The sequence below is a fragment of the Streptomyces sp. NBC_00459 genome, assembly GCF_036013955.1.
GTDB lineage: Bacteria > Actinomycetota > Actinomycetes > Streptomycetales > Streptomycetaceae > Streptomyces.
On record NZ_CP107903.1, the window covers coordinates 7,975,886 to 7,994,670 of the forward strand.

16 protein-coding genes are annotated in these 18,785 nt (G+C 70.9%); 13 read left to right on the plus strand and 3 right to left on the minus strand.

The window, feature by feature from the left end:
• The first annotated feature begins 120 nt into the window (after nucleotides 1-120).
• The 8 genes from OHN74_RS35165 (at nucleotide 121) to OHN74_RS35200 (ending at nucleotide 11,166) form a co-directional block, all read left to right on the plus strand.
• Entirely contained in the window at nucleotides 121-1,980 is a 1,860-nt protein-coding gene (locus OHN74_RS35165) for a hypothetical protein (protein WP_327698602.1), read from the plus strand.
• A 164-nt stretch (nucleotides 1,981-2,144) separates the two neighbouring features.
• Nucleotides 2,145-2,987, plus strand: coding sequence for a nitrilase-related carbon-nitrogen hydrolase (locus tag OHN74_RS35170; RefSeq protein WP_327698603.1), 843 nt, complete (start codon nucleotides 2,145-2,147; stop codon nucleotides 2,985-2,987).
• A complete protein-coding gene (locus OHN74_RS35175) occupies nucleotides 2,984-4,270 on the plus strand; it encodes an aspartate aminotransferase family protein (protein ID WP_327698604.1) in 1,287 nt (428 codons plus the stop codon). The genes OHN74_RS35170 and OHN74_RS35175 overlap by 4 nt, the downstream gene beginning before the upstream one ends.
• A 28-nt stretch (nucleotides 4,271-4,298) precedes the next feature.
• Nucleotides 4,299-5,861 carry a PucR family transcriptional regulator gene (locus OHN74_RS35180; protein ID WP_327698605.1) on the plus strand — a complete coding sequence of 521 codons (1,563 nt, stop codon included), beginning with the start codon at nucleotides 4,299-4,301 and terminating at the stop codon, nucleotides 5,859-5,861.
• Nucleotides 5,862-6,050: 189 nt separating this feature from the next.
• Entirely contained in the window at nucleotides 6,051-6,893 is an 843-nt protein-coding gene (locus tag OHN74_RS35185; RefSeq protein WP_327698606.1) for a nitrilase-related carbon-nitrogen hydrolase, read from the plus strand.
• 127 nt (nucleotides 6,894-7,020) lie between these two features.
• Complete coding sequence (gene hydA, locus OHN74_RS35190) at nucleotides 7,021-8,424, plus strand: dihydropyrimidinase (protein ID WP_327698607.1); 1,404 nt, start codon at nucleotides 7,021-7,023, stop codon at nucleotides 8,422-8,424.
• A 16-nt stretch (nucleotides 8,425-8,440) separates the two neighbouring features.
• Entirely contained in the window at nucleotides 8,441-9,460 is a 1,020-nt protein-coding gene (locus OHN74_RS35195) for a TIGR03842 family LLM class F420-dependent oxidoreductase (RefSeq protein ID WP_327698608.1), read from the plus strand.
• Between the two features lie 161 nt (nucleotides 9,461-9,621).
• Nucleotides 9,622-11,166 (plus strand): NCS1 family nucleobase:cation symporter-1, encoded by a 1,545-nt coding sequence (locus tag OHN74_RS35200; protein ID WP_327698609.1) that lies wholly within the window; start codon nucleotides 9,622-9,624, stop codon nucleotides 11,164-11,166.
• Nucleotides 11,167-11,197: 31 nt separating this feature from the next.
• On the opposite strand, the gene OHN74_RS35205 is transcribed toward OHN74_RS35200, so the two are convergent.
• On the minus strand, nucleotides 11,198-11,860 hold the full coding sequence (locus OHN74_RS35205; RefSeq protein WP_327698610.1) for a hypothetical protein: 663 nt from the start codon (nucleotides 11,858-11,860) through the stop codon (nucleotides 11,198-11,200).
• 219 nt (nucleotides 11,861-12,079) lie between these two features.
• On the opposite strand from OHN74_RS35205, the gene OHN74_RS35210 reads away from it, so the two are divergent.
• From OHN74_RS35210 to OHN74_RS35220, 3 genes are all read left to right on the plus strand, one after another.
• Entirely contained in the window at nucleotides 12,080-12,439 is a 360-nt protein-coding gene (locus OHN74_RS35210) for a hypothetical protein (RefSeq protein ID WP_327698611.1), read from the plus strand.
• Nucleotides 12,440-12,546: 107 nt separating this feature from the next.
• The gene (locus OHN74_RS35215; protein ID WP_327698612.1) at nucleotides 12,547-14,382 is read left to right on the plus strand and encodes a gamma-glutamyltransferase family protein; all 1,836 of its coding nucleotides are present in this window, start codon (nucleotides 12,547-12,549) and stop codon (nucleotides 14,380-14,382) included.
• A gap of 86 nt (nucleotides 14,383-14,468) precedes the next feature.
• On the plus strand, nucleotides 14,469-15,314 hold the full coding sequence (locus OHN74_RS35220) for an inositol monophosphatase family protein (RefSeq protein WP_327698613.1): 846 nt from the start codon (nucleotides 14,469-14,471) through the stop codon (nucleotides 15,312-15,314).
• On the opposite strand, the gene OHN74_RS35225 is transcribed toward OHN74_RS35220, so the two are convergent.
• A complete protein-coding gene (locus tag OHN74_RS35225) occupies nucleotides 15,250-15,912 on the minus strand; it encodes a hypothetical protein (RefSeq protein ID WP_327698614.1) in 663 nt (220 codons plus the stop codon). The two genes, OHN74_RS35220 and OHN74_RS35225, sit on opposite strands and share 65 nt — an antisense overlap.
• 96 nt (nucleotides 15,913-16,008) lie before the next feature.
• Between OHN74_RS35225 and OHN74_RS35230 the strand changes: the two genes are divergently transcribed.
• Nucleotides 16,009-17,418, plus strand: coding sequence for a phytoene desaturase family protein (locus OHN74_RS35230; RefSeq protein WP_327698615.1), 1,410 nt, complete (start codon nucleotides 16,009-16,011; stop codon nucleotides 17,416-17,418).
• Nucleotides 17,415-17,927, plus strand: a complete 513-nt coding sequence (locus OHN74_RS35235; protein WP_327698616.1) for an O-acetyl-ADP-ribose deacetylase — start codon at nucleotides 17,415-17,417, stop codon at nucleotides 17,925-17,927. Before OHN74_RS35230 ends, OHN74_RS35235 begins: the two co-directional genes overlap by 4 nt.
• 98 nt (nucleotides 17,928-18,025) lie before the next feature.
• On the opposite strand, the gene OHN74_RS35240 is transcribed toward OHN74_RS35235, so the two are convergent.
• Entirely contained in the window at nucleotides 18,026-18,376 is a 351-nt protein-coding gene (locus OHN74_RS35240) for an ArsR/SmtB family transcription factor (RefSeq protein ID WP_327700382.1), read from the minus strand.
• Nucleotides 18,377-18,785: the final 409 nt, after the last annotated feature.

The window sequence follows — 18,785 nt, forward strand, 5'->3', positions numbered from 1 at the left end:
CACGTTCCGCTCGGCGCGCGGTACTCTGCGTCCGGTCCGAAAACCCCCCGTAGCCCATCCGTAACACAGTTGGTGTTTTCTACGAGGCGGAGAACTCCGGTCGGGCATGGGGTGGACGTCATGGCGGTGGAACAACTCCCGGGGCAGGTGCGGGAGTTCGCGCGGTATCTGAACGGCCTGTTGGCCCGCCTGGATCAGGGCGCGGGCTGGTGCGGCGTGTTCTGGGAACGCGACCCCGACGGTATGCGTGCCTGTCTGGAGGCGTACGAGGTACCGCCCTGGGACGTCGTGGAGGCGCTCCTCCAGGATCTCGCCACCGTGTACGGAACAGGGGCCGTGACCCCCGAGGCCGAGCGGGCGCGTGCTCTGCACCAGGCCTCGCTCATCGAGTTCGACGCCCGCCCCGGTGCCCGTGACACCCTCGGGGACCGGCTCGATGTCATGCTCCGGGAGCAGAAGTACGCCGCGGACCGGCTCGCCGACCTGGGGCGCTCGCTCGGTTCCGCCGCCACCCACGAAGAGGCCGAAGGTCTCCGCCTCGACCTCGCCTGGGCCCACGACGACCATGAACGTGCCACCGCGCGCTGCGCCGAACTCCGTCACCGCCTCGATCAGTTGGCCCGCCTGACGATGAGCCGGGCGCCCTTCCGGCGCCGCGACCGCGACGACGATGCGGACGTCTTCGCAGGCCGCGTCGCCGACGCCCCGCATCCCGCCGACGCGCACGACGGCGACCCCCTGAGCCTGCCGAGACAACGCACCGACACCGACGACACGGCCGGCCGGTACGACGACCAGCGCGGCGGCGGCGCTCACCGACAGCACCCGACCACCGGATACGAGAACGGTCCCGACTCCCCGCGTCGGACCTCGGACGGCCCCACCCCGGCCCGCCCCGGAGACGACCGGGGCGCAGGCGGCCAAGGCTCCGGCGACCGGACGGCCGCCTGGCGCGAGGGCATCGACCGCCCCGACCGCACGGACGACCACGACGCCGTCCGCTCCGCCCGCGGAGACGGCCGCGGTCCCGGCCGTCAGGGCTCCGACGACGAGGCACCCGCCGGGCGTGACGGAGTCCGCCCCGCGGCCCACCAGGTCGACGCTCCCGGCACCTCGGAGCCCTCGGCCGAGCGTACGGCCCCGCAACTCCCCGCCGACTGGTACGAGCCCCCGGCGCCTGCCGCCGACCCCGTCCCCGAGCCGGCTCCCGCGGACTCCCGCCCCGCGCCCAAGCAGCGCTCCAAGCGCCGTGCCCGTGGCGGTGCCCGGTTCGCCGGGATGACCGACGACGCGGACACCGGCGCCACGCCCGTCCTCGACCCCACCCCCGCACCGGCCGCACCCGCACCCGCGCCCGCCGCCCCGAGTCGCCGTACCCCGCGTGGCGCACGGTTCGCCGGGGCCCCCGCTGCCGCCAAGTCCGCGGCTCCCGTGCGGGAGGCGCTGGACGACGACGCCCGGCACGACACCATCGACGCCGTCCGCAACCTCGTACGACTGCGCGGCGAGGGACGCAGCGGCGAGGCGCACGCGCTGCTCGTCGAGGCCTCCCACTGGCCCGCCGCCCGCTTTCCGCTGCTCGCCGCCGAGCTGAACCGCGCGGGGCTGGCCGCCGACTGGGCCACCCTGCTCTGGGAGGCCGCCTCCCTGCCGGCCGACCGGCTGGTCGCCGCCGCCGACGCGCTCGTCGCGGCCGGGCGGGGACACGACGGCCAGCAGATTCTGCGGCAGGGCATCGTCCGGCCGGCCCAGGAGGTGGGCGAGGCCGTCCTCCGGCTCGCCGAGGAGGGCAGGCAGCGTGAGGTGCGTGCGCTGCTCGACGCGTACGTCCGGGTCCGCACCCCCGAGGAGGTCGTCCGCAGTGTCGCCGTCGATCCCCAGCGCCTCGTGCCGCTGCTCCTGGAGGCGGCCCGGGGTGCCTCCGAGGACCGGTACTGGGATCTGGTGCACGCCCTGCGCGTCGCGGGGCACAGCGCGTAACCCGGCCGGCCGCGACTCGCCCACCGGGGTGTGAAACGTGATCGACTCCGCGGGTTAACGGCGATGGTCTTGGCAAGGCTCTTCCGGAGGCTTACTTTCAAGCCCCTACGACCTCTGTCTACGGGCGTAGAGGCTCTCTGACGTCCAGCCGGAAGGAGCAGGTCATGGCCAACGTCGTACGTGCCGCTCTGGTTCAGGCCACCTGGACCGGTGACACCGGGTCCATGGTCGCCAAACATGTGGAGCACGCCCGTGAGGCCGCCCGGCAGGGCGCCAAGGTCATCGGATTCCAGGAAGTCTTCAACGCGCCCTACTTCTGCCAGGTCCAGGAGCCCGAGCACTACCGCTGGGCCGAGCCCGTGCCCGACGGGCCGACGGTGGTTCGTATGCAGGAGCTGGCGCGCGAGACCGGCATGGTCATCGTCGTGCCCGTGTTCGAGGTCGAGCAGTCCGGGTTCTACTACAACACCGCGGCCGTGATCGACGCCGACGGGACCTACCTCGGCAAGTACCGCAAGCACCACATTCCGCAGGTCAAGGGGTTCTGGGAGAAGTACTACTTCAAACCCGGAAACCTCGGCTGGCCCGTCTTCGAGACGGCCGTGGGGAAGGTCGGCGTCTACATCTGCTACGACCGGCACTTCCCGGAGGGCTGGCGTCAGCTCGGTCTGAACGGCGCGCAGCTCGTCTACAACCCGTCCGCGACCCACCGGGGCCTCTCCTCCCACCTGTGGCAGCTGGAGCAGCCCGCGGCCGCCGTCGCCAACGAGTACTTCGTCGCCGCGATCAACCGGGTCGGGCAGGAGGAGTACGGGGACAACGACTTCTACGGGACCTCGTACTTCGTGAACCCGCGCGGCCAGTTCGTCGGCGAGGTCGCGAGCGACAAGGACGAGGAACTCGTCGTGCGGGATCTTGATTTCGATCTCATCGAGGAAGTCCGGCAGCAGTGGGCCTTCTACCGGGACCGGCGGCCGGACGCGTACGAAGGGCTGGTGCAGCCGTGAGCGATCTGTACGGGCGTCACAAGGCGGTCCTGCCGGACTGGCTCGCCCTCTACTACAAGGACCCCCTCGAGATCACCCACGGCGAGGGCCGGTACGTCTGGGACGCGGACGGGAAGCAGTACCTCGACTTCTTCGGCGGCATCCTCACCACGATGACCGCACACGCGCTGCCCGAGGTCACCAAGGCGGTGAGCGAACAGGCCGGGCGGATCATCCACTCGTCCACTCTGTACCTCAACCGGCCGATGGTCGAACTCGCCGAGCGCATCGCCGAGCTGTCGGGCATCCCGGACGCCCGGGTCTTCTTCACCACCTCCGGGACGGAGGCCAACGACACGGCTCTCCTCCTCGCCACCTCCTACCGGCGCAGCAACCAGATCCTGGCCATGCGCAACAGCTACCACGGCCGCTCCTTCAGCACGGTCGGCATCACCGGCAACAAGGGCTGGTCCCCGACCTCCCTGTCGCCGCTCCAGACCCTGTACGTCCACGGTGGCGTCCGCAGCCGAGGCCCCTACGCCGACCTCGGCGACGACGAGTTCATCGCCGCCTGCGTCGCCGACCTGGAGGACCTGCTCGGTCACGTCCGCCCGCCGGCGGCCCTGATCGCCGAGCCGATCCAGGGCGTCGGTGGTTTCACCTCGCCGCCGGACGGGCTGTACGCGGCTTTCCGTCGGGTGCTCGATGAACGCGGCATCCTCTGGATCGCCGACGAGGTGCAGACCGGCTGGGGGCGCACCGGAGAGCACTTCTGGGGCTGGCAGGCGCACGCGGAGAACGGTCCGCCGGACATCATCACCTTCGCCAAGGGCATCGGCAACGGCATGTCCATCGGCGGGGTCGTGGCCCGCGCCGAGATCATGAACTGCCTCGACTCCAACTCCATCTCGACCTTCGGCGGCACCCAGATCACCATGGCGGCCGGCCTCGCCAACCTCACCTACCTCCTGGAACACGACCTCCAGGGCAACGCGCGGCGCGTCGGCGGACTACTCATCGAACGGCTGCGGGCCGTCGCCGCGCAGCTTCCGGGCGTACGGGAGGTCCGCGGGCGCGGCTTGATGATCGGCGTCGAGCTGGTGAAGCCGGGCACCGACACCGCCGACCCGGACACCGCCGCCGCCGTGCTCGAAGCGGCCCGGGAGGAGGGGCTGCTGCTCGGCAAGGGCGGCGGCCACAACACCAGCGCGCTGCGCATCGCACCGCCGCTGTCCCTCACCGTCGCGGAGGCCGAGGAGGGCGCCGCGATCCTCGAACGCGCTCTGAGGAGCTGCGTCCAGTAACACCACAGTAAGAGAGACGGCCATGCTCATGACCACCACCTTGGAACCCGCCCTGTCGGTCCGCCAGGTCCTCGGCCTGGAACGGGTGCTCGCGGGCGAGCCCGAGGTGGTGGCCGGCGCCGGCCAGCTCGACCGGGCCGTGCGCTGGGTGCATGTCGCCGAGGCGGCCGACGTCGGGGTGATGCTCAGCGGCGGCGAGATGATCCTCACGACCGGGGTGCTGCTCGCCGGGGACGAAGAGGCTCAGGTCGAGTACATCCGCTCGCTGCACCGGGCGGAGGCCGCCGCCGTCGTCCTCGGGCTCGGCCGCGCCTTCCCGGCGCCGCCGGACGTCATGCGGCGCGCGGCCGAGCGGTGCGGGCTGCCGATGGTGGTGCTCCACCGGCCGTTCCCCTTCGCGGAGCTGACGGAGGAGGTCCAGTCCCGGCTGGTGCGGCGGAAGTTCGCCGCCGTGAGCCTGTCCGAGGCCGTACGGACCGCTCTCACGGGGCTCATCACCTCCGGCGCCCCGCTGCAGAGTCTCCTCGACGAGGTCGCCTCGCACAGCGCCTGTCCCGTCGTCGTCACCAACCTCGCCCATCGGGTCCTCGCCACCTCGGGGGAGCGGTCGGCCGTGGACGACGTGCTGCGGGACTGGGAGCGCATCTCCCGGCAGGCCGGCGGGAGCGAGGGCGACGGGTGGATCCGGGCCGAGCTGGGCGGGCGGGGGGAGAGGTGGGGGCGGATCGTCCTCTGCGGGTATCGGGGTGACGCCGCGACCGGGCGTCTGCTCGCCGACCGGGCCGCCGAGGCACTCGTCCTGCACCGCATGCTCGGGGGCTCCGTGCACACCTGGGAGGAGCAGTCCGCGCAGAGCCTGCTGACGGACCTGGTGAGCGGAGTCGTACCGGCCAGGCAGCTGCTTCCGCGCGCACGGGCCGCCGGGCTGCCCGTCAACCGGCGGACCTTCGTGCCGCTCGTCGTTCGGGACGGTGACCCCGCCGAACTCGACCGCGTACTAAGGCTGTTGGGTCTGCCGGGGCTGGTCGCCGAACTCGCCGACGACGCCACCGCCGTCCTGCTGAGCCTGGCCCGGGACCAGGACGCCAAGGCGCTCGCCGCGCACTTCGCGCTCCGGCTGCGCACCGAGACCGGCGGGGGCCGGACCGTCGTGGCCGCCGCCGAGGCACTCGCCAACTGGGACGACGTACCCACCGGACTGCGGGAGGCGCTGCACGTCGCCGCGGCCGTCGCGGACACCCCGGCGGGGCAGGAACTGCCGGTGCTGGTGCACCTGAGGGACGTACGGCTGCGCGGGCTCGTCCGGCTGCTGCGGGACGATCCGCACGTGCAGGCGTTCGCGGAGCGGGAGCTGGACGGGCTGCTGTGCGGGGTCGGGGGCGAGTCCGAGCTGCTGCCCGTGCTGCGGACCTATCTCGCCACCGGGCGCAACAAGTCGCGTACCGCGCAACTGCATCACGTCTCACGGCCCGCGCTCTACCGGCGGCTGGAGGCGATAGAGACGCGGCTCGGGCTCGATCTCGACGACTTCGAGCAGGCCGCATCCGTGCACATCGCCCTTCTCGCGCACGACGCTCAGCAAGGCCGATGACCGCACTCCCCATTGCTCCGTCTTACCGCTCCGAAACATCGAAGGACCTGGGAAAACAGTGGTGAAACATGGGCCGACGCAAGGGTGACACCGTGGAACGCCGAACGCTCGCAGGCGTGACACCGTGCAACTCAAACCCGCTCTTCGGGCTTCCTAGGCTCGCCGTACACCGAGTGACCGGAGGTCCCGATGAGCAGGGTGATTCGCGCCGCCATTTTCCAGACTGCCTGGACGGGCGACAAGGAGTCGATGATCCAGGTCCACGAGCAGGCGGTCCGCGACGCGGCGGCCCAGGGTGCTCAAGTCATGTGCTTCCAGGAGCTGTTCTACGGCCCCTACTTCTGCCAGGTCCAGGACAAGGCGTTCTACGAGTACGCCGAGCAGATCCCGGACGGCCCGATCGTGAAGCGCTTCCAGGCGCTCGCCAGGGAACTGGGCATCGTCCTGGTCCTGCCGATGTACGAGGAGGAGCAGCCCGGCGTCCTCTACAACACGGCCGCCGTGATCGACGCGGACGGCTCGTACCTCGGCAAGTACCGCAAGCACCACATCCCGCAGGTCGCCGGATTCTGGGAGAAGTTCTACTTCCGTCCGGGCAACGCGGGCTGGCCGGTCTTCGACACGGCCGTGGGCAGGATCGGCGTCTACATCTGCTACGACCGGCACTTCCCGGAGGGCTGGCGTGCGCTGGGTCTCGAAGGCGCCGAGATCGTCTTCAACCCGTCGGCCACCTCGCGCGGGCTGTCCGCCTACCTGTGGCAGCTGGAGCAGCCGGCGGCCGCCGTCGCCAACGAGTACTTCGTCGGCGCGATCAACCGGGTCGGCGTCGAGGAACTCGGCGACAACGACTTCTACGGGACCTCGTACTTCGTGGACCCGGAGGCACAGTTCGTCGGCGAGGTGGCGAGCGACAAGGAGACCGAACTCGTCGTCCGCGACCTGGACCTGGAAAAGCTGCGCGAGGTCCGCGACCGCTGGCAGTTCTTCCGCGACCGCCGCCCGGACGCGTACGGCCCGCTCACGGCGCCGTAACAGACCGACGCTCACACCCGCGCCCCGCTTTCAGGGGCGCGGGGCAGCGTCCATATGCGGCTCCGCCGCGGGGCGCGACCAGCCACAGACAACCGGCACTTTGTAGACAACCGAGGAGCGTGAACCCGTGACCGGCCGTACTGTCATCCGAGGCGGACTAGTCATCACCGCGTCCGACGAGATCCACGCCGACGTCCTCATCGAGGACGGCCGCATCGCCGCCCTCGCCACCAGCGGAAGCGCCACCGCCGAGGCCTGGACGGCCGAGCGGACCATAGACGCCACCGGAAAGTACGTCATCCCCGGCGGCGTCGACGCGCACACCCACATGGAACTGCCGTTCGGCGGTACGGCCGCCTCGGACACCTTCGAGACCGGTACCCGGGCCGCCGCCTGGGGCGGTACGACCACGATCATCGACTTCGCCGTGCAGAGCGTCGGCCGGTCGCTGCGCGACGGACTCGACACCTGGAACGCCAAGGCCGACGGCAACTGCGCCATCGACTACGCCTTCCACATGATCGTCTCCGACGTGAACCAGGACACGCTCAAGGAGATGGACCTCCTGGTCGAGGAGGGTGTCACCTCCTTCAAGCAGTTCATGGCCTACCCGGGCGTCTTCTACAGTGACGACGGCCAGATCCTGCGCGCCATGCAGCGCTCCGCCGAGAACGGCGGACTGATCATGATGCACGCCGAGAACGGCATCGCCATCGACGTGCTGGTGGAGCAGGCGCTGGCCCGGGGCGAGACCGACCCCCGCTACCACGGCGAGGTCCGCAAGGCCCTCCTCGAAGCGGAGGCCACGCACCGCGCCATCAAGCTCGCGCAGGTCGCCGGGGCACCCCTGTACGTCGTCCACGTCTCGGCGCAGGAGGCAGTCGCCGAGCTGGCACGGGCGCGCGACGAGGGGCTCAACGTCTTCGGCGAGACCTGCCCGCAGTACCTGTTCCTGTCGACGGACAACCTCGCGGAGCCGGACTTCGAGGGCGCGAAGTACGTGTGCAGCACGCCGCTGCGGCCCAAGGACCACCAGGCCGCCCTGTGGCGGGGCCTGAGGACCAACGACCTCCAGGTCGTCTCCACGGACCACTGCCCGTTCTGCTTCGAGGGCCAGAAGGAACTGGGCCGCGGCGACTTCTCGAAGATCCCCAACGGGCTCCCGGGCGTCGAGAACCGCATGGACCTCCTCCACCAGGGCGTCGTCGACGGGCACATCAGCCGCCGCCGCTGGATCGAGATCGCCTGCGCCACCCCGGCCCGGATGTTCGGCCTCTACCCGAAGAAGGGCACCATCGCCCCGGGCGCCGACGCCGACGTCGTCATCTACGACCCGCACGCCGAGCAGATCGTCTCCGCCGAGACGCACCACATGAACGTCGACTACTCGGCGTACGAGGGCAAGCGGCTCACCGGCCGCGTCGAGACCGTCCTCTCGCGCGGCGAACTCGTCATCACCGAGCGGGAGTTCACCGGACGCGCGGGTCACGGCGTCTACACCCCCCGCTCCACCTGTCAGTACCTGATCTGAACTAGGAGCAGCGCTCATGGACTTCGGCCTCGTCCTGCAGACCGACCCGCCGGCCTCGCGTGTCATCGAGCTGATGCAGCGCGCCGAGGGCAACGGCTTCACGTACGGCTGGACCTTCGACTCCGCCGTGCTGTGGCAGGAACCGTTCGTGATCTACAGTCAGATCCTCTCCAGCACCGAGAAGTTGACGGTCGGCCCGATGGTCACCAACCCGGGCACCCGCACCTGGGAGGTCACCGCCTCCACCTTCGCGACCCTCAACGACATGTTCGGCAACCGCACGGTCTGCGGCATCGGCCGCGGCGACTCCGCGATGCGCGTCGCCGGCCGAACTCCCAACACCCTGGCCCGGATCAGCGGCGCGATGAAGGTCATCCGCTCGCTGGGCCGCGGCGACGAGGCCGACCTCGGCGGTACGGTCATCAAGTTCCCGTGGGTGAGGCCGGGCGCCGAACTCCCCGTCTGGATGGCCGCGTACGGCCCCAAGGCGCTCAAGATGACCGGCGAGGAGGCCGACGGGTTCATCCTCCAGCTCGCCGACCTCTACCTCACCGAGTACATGGTGAAGACGGTCAAGGAAGCCGCCGTCGCCGCCGGACGCGACCCGTCCGAGGTGAAGATCTGCGTCGCCGCCCCCGCGTACATCACCGAGGACGACTCGCCCGAGGCGCTCGCCCACGCCCGCGAGCAGTGCCGCTGGTTCGGCGGGATGGTCGGCAACCACGTCGCCGACCTGGTGTCGAAGTACGGCGAGCACTCCGCCGCCGTACCCGAGGAACTCACCGACTACATCAAGGCCCGCGAGGGCTACGACTACTCCCACCACGGACGGGCCGACAACCCCGACACCCAGTTCGTGCCCGACGAGATCGTCGACCGGTTCTGCGTCATCGGCACCCCCGAGATGCACATCGAGAAGCTCAACAAGCTGCGTGAGCTCGGCGTCGACCAGTTCGCCGTCTACGACATGCACGACGCCCAGGAAAAAGTCATCGACGCCTACGGGTCGACGGTGATCCCGGCCGTCAACGCCTGACGCACCCGAACTCGTCGCTGTGTTACCTCCCCATGATCTCCCTCTCCCCGGCGTTCAGGTTGCCGGGGAGAGGGTCAGGACTCCTCCGGGTGTCCTGTGCGCATCCCCCAACGCGCCACCCGCACGGCCTTTCCCGACCCACCTCATTGATTGGCCTGCCCATGACCGACACCGCTCCCACGGCCATACCGCCGTCCTCCCAACTCACCCTCCCCGACGGCCGGGTGGAGATCTCCCCCGACGCGCCCGTTCCCAGCGGGCCGTACGCCAACGAGGACCTGCTGCCGGTTCCGGTTGAGAAGCGCACCTGGAACACGTACAACTTCTCGGCTCTCTGGGTGGGCATGGCCCACAACACGGCCTCCTGGACCCTCGCTTCGGGTCTGATCGCCGTGGGCATGGACTGGAAGCAGGCCGTGCTCACGATCGCCCTGGCGAACGTGATCGTGCTCATCCCGATGCTGCTCACCGGGCACGCGGGGCCGAAGTACGGCATCCCCTTCCCCGTCTTCGCCCGCGCCTCCTTCGGGGTGCGCGGCGCCAACCTGCCGGCTGTCGTACGGGCGTTGGTGGCGTGCGGCTGGTTCGGTATCCAGACGTGGATCGGCGGCGAGGCGATCTACTTCCTCGCCGGGAAGCTCATCGGCAACGGCTGGAGCGACGCCGGGAAGATCGGCGGCTACGCCTGGACGATGTGGCTGTCCTTCGCCATCTTCTGGGCGATCCAGGTCGCCATCATCTACCGGGGCATGGAGACCATCCGCCGGTTCGAGAACTGGGCCGCGCCCTTCGTGCTCCTCGGCGCCGGTGTGATGCTGTGGTGGATGGCCGACAAGGCCGGCGGCTTCGGCCCGCTGCTCGACCAGCCCTCCAAGCTGGGCTACGGCCCGGACTTCTGGAAGATCTTCGCGCCCGCACTCATGGGCATGATCGGCTTCTGGTCCACGCTGTCGCTGAACATCCCGGACTTCACCCGGTACGGCAAGAGCCAGAAGGCCCAGACGTGGGGGCAGGCGCTCGGTCTGCCGACCACGATGACGCTCTTCGCGTTCCTGTCCGTCATGGTCACCTCGGGCTCGCAGGCCGTGTACGGCGAGGCCATCTGGGACCCGGTACAGCTCGCCGCCAAGACCGACAACGTCTTCGGGCTGCTGTTCGCCCTGGTCACCGTGCTGGTGGCGACCCTGTCCGTGAACGTCGCGGCCAACCTGGTCTCGCCGGCCTTCGACTTCTCCAACATCGCCCCGCGCAGGATCAGCTTCCGGACCGGCGCGCTCGCCACCTGTGTGCTCGGCGTGCTGATCTTCCCGTGGAAGCTGTACTCCGACCCGCAGGGCTACATCTTCACCTGGCTCGGTCTGGTCGGCGGGCTCCTCGGCACGGTCGCCGGCATCCTCATCGCCGACTACTGGATCCTGCGCCGCGGCAAGCTCGACCTCGCCGACCTGTACCGGGCGGGCGGACGCTACTGGTACGACAACGGCTGGAACTGGCGCGCGGTAGTCGCCTTCCTGGTCGGTGGCGTACTGGCCGTCGGCGGCGCCAACTTCGCGCCCATCATCGACGGGCGGCCCATCCCGGCGCTGTCCTCCCTGGCGGACTACGGCTGGGCCGTGGGCCTTGGCACCTCGATGGTGCTCTACCTGGCGCTGATGCTGGCGACCGGCAGGGGGCGGGACGAGGTGACGGAGACGACCACCGTCTGACCCCGTGAGGTGCCCCGGAGGGCGGCCGGTTCTACCGGCTGCCCTCCAGTGCTGCCACCGCGTCCCGGGCCGCCTTGATGGCGCCCTTGTTGATCACATCGGTGGTGGGCGCCTTCTTCGACTCGAAGTCGCTGCCGTTGTACGTGATCACCACCAGCGCGTTCGACGCGCGGACCAGGACCACACCCTCGCGGGTCTGCTGCTTGTCCTCTGTGGTCAGGTTCACGACGGAGTAGGCGGCGTCACCGAGACCCGGCACCACACCGCCGCCGCTCTTCTCCGTCAGGCGGTCCTTGTACGTCTTCTCCGCCGCCGCGTCCGTGTCGGACAGCTCGAACGACACGTCGAGCCAGCGGTAGTCGTACCCCTTGAGCGCGTTCCAGGAGCAGGTGCGGCGGGCATCCGTGTCCGTCGACGGGATCTCCTTGCCGGCCGCCTTGGCGCCCGGCACAAGGGACTTGATCGTCCCCGGGGTCACGGCCGAGCAGGGCGCGGGGGCGGCGGCGAAGGTCTTCGTGGCCGCCGACGTCGAGGGCGCGGTGGGCGCTGCGGACGCGCCGGTGGTGGCCGCCGTCTCCTGGTTGTCGGTCGGCGCCGAGGCGAGCGGACCCGAGGACAGGGCCCAGCCGGCGGTGGCGAGCACGGCGACGGGCGCCAGGCGGGTGGTGAGTGCGAGCGGCAGAGGGAGGCTCAAGGCGCACTTCTCGTGGGGGACGGTGCGGAGGGGGGTCCGCACTCCGGACGGGACGCCAGTGTCACATGCCTGTCTGTGGGGCGGAAGTAAGAACTCGCTCCGTGGCGGTGCGATGACTGTCACTTGCGGTCGGCCGCCCGGACTGTCCGTCGGAATGCGCAAATCTACGTCTATAGTGCCCAATTCGCTTCTAATGCGGCTGGCTGGGGTCAATACCATGTGCCGTGCGATACGGGACAGTTGATCGCCCGGCTGCTGCCCGCGGTTCCCGCGTGCGTGCTGGACGTCGGCGGGGGCAGCGGGGTGCATGCGGAGTGGCCGGCGCGGGACGGGTTCCGGGCGGGGCGGTTGCCGGGGGTCACGCCCGGACCGGGTGCGGGCGTTGGCCGAGGCGCACCGGCCCGTACCGACGACGTCAGCACCCATGGCAGGCACGGCACGGGCCAGGGCACCTTCACTACCGCCTACCTCGCGGAACCGACCGAGGTCCCGGCCGAGTTCACCGAGGCCGGACTCGTCCCGGAAGGCCAGTACGGGCTGGAGGGCGTCGCCTGGCTCATGGGTGGCGTCGAACAGTGACTGGACGACCCGGAACGCCGCGAGGGGGCGAGGCGGGCGGTGTGCCGGAGGCACGGCACGGGGTACGTACGATCATCGGATCGTGTGCCGCAGTGAAGGAGCCGCCCGTGTTCACCACCCGACCCACGCTCCAGGGCACCTTCGGGATGGTGTCCTCCACGCACTGGCTGGCCTCGCAGTCGGCGATGGCCGTGCTGGAGGACGGCGGCAACGCGTACGACGCCGCCGTCGCCGCGGGCTTCGTCCTGCACGTCGTCGAACCGCATCTCAACGGGCCCGGCGGTGAGGTGCCGATCATCATCGCCCCGGCCGGTGGCGAGGTGCGGGTGCTGTGCGGGCAGGGCGTCGCGCCCGCCGGGGCCACGGTCGCGCACTACAGAGGGCTGGGGCTCGACCTCGTACCGGGCACCGGGCCCCTCGCCGCCGCCGTCCCCGGTGCCTTCGACGCCTGGATGCTCCTGCTCCGCGACCACGGCACCAAGCCGCTTGCCGACGTCCTGAAGTACGCCATCGGGTACGCCGAGGACGGGCACGCGCCCGTGGAGAACATCGGCGCGACCGTCGAGACCGTACGGGAACTGTTCGAGACGGAGTGGACCTCGTCCGCGGACCTGTACCTGCCCGGCGGACAGGCGCCCCGGCCCGGCCGGCTGTTCCGCAATCCCGCGCTGGCCGCCACCTGGAAGCGCCTGCTTCGAGAGGTCGCCGGGGCAGGGGACCGCGTCGCCCGGATCGAGGCGGCACGGCAGGTGTGGCGCACCGGCTTCATCGCCGAGGCGCTCCTGCGCCAGTCCGCCCGACCCACCCTCGACACCAGCGGCAGGCACCACAGCGGCACCCTGACAGCCACCGACCTCGCCTCCTGGTCCGCGGCCTACGAGGCCCCGGCGACCTACGACTGGCGCGGCTGGACCCTCTGCAAGGCCGGCCCCTGGAGCCAGGGCCCGGCCTTCCTCCAGCAGCTCGCGCTGCTCCCGCCCGAGCTGCCCGCATACGGGTCCGCCGACTACGTCCACCTCCTGATCGAGGGCTGCAAGCTCGCCATGGCGGATCGAGAGGCCTGGTACGGGGACGCCTCGGGCGGAGCCGATGTGCCGCTCGACGGACTGCTGTCGGACGCCTACAACGCCGACCGGCGGACCCTCGTCGGGGACAGCGCCTCCTACGAGCTACGACCGGGCAGCCCTGACGGCCGCACCCCGCGACTGTGCGCACACGCGCGCGTGGTGGCCACGGACGAGCCAGGATTCAACCCTCTGGGGGCCGGGGAGCCGACGGTCGCCAGGCTCCCGACCTCACTCGTGCCCGGCGAGCCGGAGATCGCCTCCGACGGCTCCACCCGGGGCGACACCTGCCACCTCGACGTCGTCGACCGCTGGGGCAACATGGTCGCGGCCACGCCCAGCGGCGGCTGGCTCCAGTCGAACCCCGTCGTACCCGAACTGGGCTTCCCCCTCGGCACCCGGCTCCAGATGACCTGGCTGGAGGAGGGACTGCCGAACTCCCTCACCCCGGGCCGCCGCCCCCGGACCACCCTCACCCCTTCCGTCGCGCTGCGCGACGGAGTGCCGGTGCTGGCCTTCGGTACACCCGGCGGGGACCAGCAGGACCAGTGGCAGCTGCACTTCTTCCTCGCGGTCGCCCTCCGCCCCGAGGTGCGCGGCGGCCTGGACCTCCAGGGCGCGATCGACGCCCCGAACTGGCACAACGACAGCTTCCCGGGGTCCTTCTACCCGCGCGGCATGCGCCCCGGCAGCGTCACCATGGAGGCCCGCACGGCGGGCGACGTGGTCGAGGAGCTGCGCCGCCGGGGGCATGACGTGACGATCGGTGACGACTGGTCCGAGGGCCGGCTGTGCGCGGTAGCCCGGGACCCGGAGACGGGTGTTCTGTCGGCGGCGGCGAATCCGCGGGGGATGCAGGGGTACGCGGTCGGGCGCTGATGTCCGAATCCTGGTCTTCAGGCGGATTCCATCCCATGTCCACCGGCCCGGCGGGGATTGTCAGTGCCGCGTGCTCTCATGGAGGCATGATCGAAGAAAACGAAACCATCGAAGAGTTTCTCGCCCGGCACACGTCCGACGTCGAAGAAGCGGTCCGTACGGCGGCGGCCACGGAGATCATGCCGCGTTTCCGGCAGCTCGCCGCGCACGAGGTCGACCAGAAGAGCGGCCCGCACGACCTGGTGACCGACGCCGACCGCAAGGCCGAGCTGTATCTCACCGAGGTGCTGCCCAAGCTGCTGCCCGGCTCCGTCGTGGTCGGCGAGGAGGCGGTGCACGCCAACCCCGCCTCGTACGAGGCGATACAGGGCGAGGCACCGGTCTGGATCGTCGACCCGGTGGACGGCACCCGGCAGTTCGTCCACGGCGACCCCGGCTTCTGCACGCTCGTCGCGCTCGCACACCGGGGAGTCGTCCGAGCTTCGTGGACGTTCGCCGCAGCCCGCGACCAGCTCGCCACGGCGGTCCGTGGACAGGGCGCCTTCCTCGACGGCACACCCCTGCGCGCGGGCGCGCCCGAGCCCGGCAGCGACCTCCGGGTGGCCACCTCCCACCCGGACTACACGACGGACGAACAGAAGCGCGCCCTGCTCGGCCTGTGGACGGACGGCGTCCGGCCGCGCGCCTGCGGGTCGGCAGGTCTGGAGTATCTGGCCATCGCGCGGGGCGAGTTGGACGCCACCGCGTTCTCCTGGGAGGCCGCCTGGGATCACGCCGCAGGCATCCTCCTCGTCGAGGAGGCCGGCGGCGCCCATCTGACCCGCGCGGGCGAGCCGTTCCGCATAACCGGCGGCAACGTGCTGCCGTTCACCGCTGCGCGCGACGCGGCCACGGCTCGCCGGGTGGCGGAGCTGCTGTCGGGCGCAGCCTGATCTGCGGGCGGGCCGAGCTGAAGCGCAGGGTGACGACCTCGAACTCGGCCACGGTGCCCACCGTCGGCCAGTCCGCGGGGTCGAAGGGCAGCCAGGCGACGTCCACGAAGGCGTCCACCGGCAGGTTGATGTCGACGAACAGACCCGTCCGGCCCGGTCCCCACGGCAGCGCGCACACCATGCCGGTGACCAGCGAGCCCTCCGGCAGCGGGCCGGTGACGTAGTGGCTCAGGTGCCGATGCCGCAGGGCCGTGGACCACGCCCGCTCGAACTCTGCCTCGGTCACGTCCACCGCCTCCGGCGGCACCTCCACGGCGCCCTCGGTGAACGCCCCGTACACGGTCCGGTAGAGCTGGACGCCAAGGCGTCCGAACCGCTCTCGCACGAGGGCCAGTTGGGCCTGTGCTGCGGCCATCGAGGCGCCGCCGGAGGTGGTGCCGTCGGCATTCTGGAGGGGCTCGCAGGATCGCGGGATCTCCAGTGCCGCCTCGAACACCGCCTGCCGCAGCACCCAGCCGTCTTCCTCTACCTCGAACCAGTACCAGGCGGTGTCGTCGGCGTCCTCGCCGGGCGATTGGATGCGGAAACGGCGCGTCATCCGGCCGAGGTTACCCGCGCCGGGCACTGTCGGTGTCCCGGCATATCCTGATCTGAAGTGGCCGTCGGCTGACAAAGGAGTCCGAAGGTGCCGTCGATGCTCGATGCGGTCGTGGTGGGGGCGGGGCCCAATGGGCTGACGGCTGCCGTGGAGCTGGCCCGGCGGGGTTTCTCCGTGGCCGTCTTCGAGGCGCGCGACACCGTGGGCGGTGGCGCCCGAACGGAGGAGCTGACACTGCCCGGCTTCCGCCACGACCCCTGCTCGGCGGCGCACCCGCTGGGCGTCAACTCCCCGGCGTTCAGGGCGATGCCGCTGGCGAGGTACGGGCTGGAGTGGCTGCACGCCGACCTGCCCATGGCACATCCGTTCCCGGACGGCACGGCCGCCGTGCTGGCCCGTTCCGTCGCCGAGACGGCCGCCTCCTTCGGGCCGCGTGACGCGGGCGCGTACCGCAGGCTGGTCGAGCCGTTCCTCAGCAGGTGGGACACGCTGGCCCACGACTTCATGTCCCTGCCCCTGACCTCACTGCCCCGCGACCCCGTCACCCTCGCCCGCTTCGGCCTGGTCGGCCTGCCGCCCTCGACCTGGCTGATGCGCCGCTTCCGCGACGAGCGGGCGAAAGCCCTGTTCGCAGGCCTCGTCGGACACGTCATGGCCCCGCTGAACGGGGTCGCAACCGGCGCCGTCGGCCTGGTCTTCGCCCTGGCGGCACACGCCCGCGGCTGGCCGGTCGCCCGCGGCGGCTCCCAGTCGATCTCCGACGCGCTCACCGCGTATCTGACGGACCTCGGCGGTACCGTCCACACCGACTACGAGGTCAAGCGGCTGGACGACCTGCCACCCGCGCGTGCGTACGTCTTCGACACCTCACCCACCGCGCTGGCCCGCATCGCGGGCTTCGGCGGCTACTACGAGCGCTATCGCTACGGCGCGGGCGTCTTCAAGATCGACTACGCACTGGACGGTCCCGTGCCGTGGACGGCGCCGGAGGCCCGCAGAGCGACCACGGTGCAGGTCGCCGGGGACCGAGCCGAGATCGACACCGCCCTGCGCGCCGCCTCCCGGGAAGGCCTGGCGCCCGACACTCCCTTCCTCATCACCGTCCAGCCGAGCGTCGTCGACCCCTCCCGGGCACCCGAGGGCAAGCAGGTGTTCTGGGCCTACGGACACGTCCCGAACGGCTGGACGGGCGACCTCACCGACGCCATGGAGCGCCAACTGGAGCGCTTCGCCCCCGGCTTCCGCGACCGGGTCCTCGCCCGCGCGACCGCCGGCCCGCCCCAACTCGCGGCCCGCAACGCCAACTACGTCGGCGGCGACATCGGTTCCGGCGCGGCCAGCGGCCTCCAGCTGATGCTGCGCCCCAAGCTCTCCCTGTTCCCGTACGCCACCCCGCACCCGGCCGTCTTCATCTGCTCCTCGGCCACCCCGCCGGGCCCGGGTGTCCACGGCATGTCGGGCCACAACGCGGCCAAGGCCGTCTGGAGAAGGCTGAGGCAGTCATGACCGCGATCGTGCTTGTCAAGGGCGACATCACCCGACAGAGTGCCGACGCGATCGTCAACGCGGCGAATTCTTCACTCCTGGGTGGCGGAGGCGTCGACGGGGCGATCCACCGCAGAGGCGGCCCCGAGATCCTCGCCGCCTGCCGAGCCCTGCGCGCCGGTCACTACGGGAAAGGGCTGGCCACCGGCAAGGCGGTCGCCACGACCGCGGGCAACCTGGACGCACGCTGGGTGATTCACACGGTGGGACCCCGATACCTCCCCGAGGAGGACCGATCGGCACTGCTGGCCTCCTGCTACCGGGAGTCGCTGAGAGTGGCCGATGAACTCGGCGCCCGCACGGTGGCGTTCCCCGCCGTCTCCGCAGGCATCTTCGGATGGCCGATGGAGGACGCGGCTCGTATCGCGGTGGAGACGGTGCGGGCCACGGAGACCGCGGTCGAGGAGGTGCGGTTCGTCCTCTTCGACGATCAGGCGTTCGAGGCGTTCACTGGCCAAGTGCGCTGCTGACGGCGGGGGTTCGCCGTTGGCCGGACGGAGAGGGCCGTGGCGAGGCTCGGGGCACCGACTGCCGGCGCCGAGCAGGCCGACGCCGGGCCGTCGCGGTGTCAGGAGGGCGGGTTCGCCCCCTCCTGGGTTGCCTGCAGGTCGGCCAGCAGTTCCGCCTGTCCGGTCAGCACGCCGGACAGGATGATCCGCGCGACCCGGAGCAGTTCGGCCACGTGCGGGCTGGTCAGCGAGTAGTACACGGTCGAGCCCTCCCTGCGGGTGACGACCAGGTTGGCCCGGCGCAACACCGCCAGTTGCTGCGACAGATGCGCGGGCTCGATGCCCACCTCGGGCAGCATCTCGGCGACCGCGTGCTCACGTTCGCTCAGCAGTTCCAGGACGCGGATGCGGGCCGGATGCCCGAGGGTCTTGAAGAACTCGGCCTTGAGTTGGTACAGCGGCGTACTCATCGTGCCGTCGCCTCCCCGGGACAGCGGTACGGCCGCACCTGCCGGTTCTCGGCGCATCGCATCCACCCCTTCATGAACACCATGGCGCTCATCCTCGCCCTCCACGCCCGCCGTACCGAATCCGGCAGCGGAAACCGGTCGTACGAACCTCGGCCGTGCCTTCGTGAGGCCCGGGCGTCACCTGGTTCATGCGCTCCGCCTGCCGCCTCGGGAGTGCCCAGGCCATCGGCCTTTCCTCCCTCGGGCCGGCCGGAAACCCGGATACGGTCCGGGGGGCGGACGCGGACGACCGCCCCAGGAGGGTGTACGTCCGACGGGTGGGCGTGCCTCGGTGGTGCGCCGCCTCGTTCGGGTCGACGATCACCTCGCTGGGCCCGGCGAAAGTCACCGTCCTGCCGGTGCCGGTGCC

Bases quoted from the DNA above. Each gene is read 5' to 3' on its own strand.
- OHN74_RS35165 (WP_327698602.1), top strand. From the start codon at position 121: ATGGCGGTGGAACAACTCCCGGGGCAGGTGCGGGAGTTCGCGCGGTAT.
- OHN74_RS35170 (WP_327698603.1), top strand. From the start codon at position 2,145: ATGGCCAACGTCGTACGTGCCGCTCTGGTTCAGGCCACCTGGACCGGT.
- OHN74_RS35180 (WP_327698605.1), top strand. From the start codon at position 4,299: ATGACCACCACCTTGGAACCCGCCCTGTCGGTCCGCCAGGTCCTCGGC.
- OHN74_RS35185 (WP_327698606.1), top strand. From the start codon at position 6,051: ATGAGCAGGGTGATTCGCGCCGCCATTTTCCAGACTGCCTGGACGGGC.
- OHN74_RS35195 (WP_327698608.1), top strand. From the start codon at position 8,441: ATGGACTTCGGCCTCGTCCTGCAGACCGACCCGCCGGCCTCGCGTGTC.
- OHN74_RS35200 (WP_327698609.1), top strand. From the start codon at position 9,622: ATGACCGACACCGCTCCCACGGCCATACCGCCGTCCTCCCAACTCACC.
- OHN74_RS35220 (WP_327698613.1), top strand. From the start codon at position 14,469: ATGATCGAAGAAAACGAAACCATCGAAGAGTTTCTCGCCCGGCACACG.
- OHN74_RS35225 (WP_327698614.1), bottom strand. From the start codon at position 15,912: ATGACGCGCCGTTTCCGCATCCAATCGCCCGGCGAGGACGCCGACGAC.
- OHN74_RS35230 (WP_327698615.1), top strand. From the start codon at position 16,009: ATGCTCGATGCGGTCGTGGTGGGGGCGGGGCCCAATGGGCTGACGGCT.
- OHN74_RS35235 (WP_327698616.1), top strand. From the start codon at position 17,415: ATGACCGCGATCGTGCTTGTCAAGGGCGACATCACCCGACAGAGTGCC.
- OHN74_RS35240 (WP_327700382.1), bottom strand. From the start codon at position 18,376: ATGAGTACGCCGCTGTACCAACTCAAGGCCGAGTTCTTCAAGACCCTC.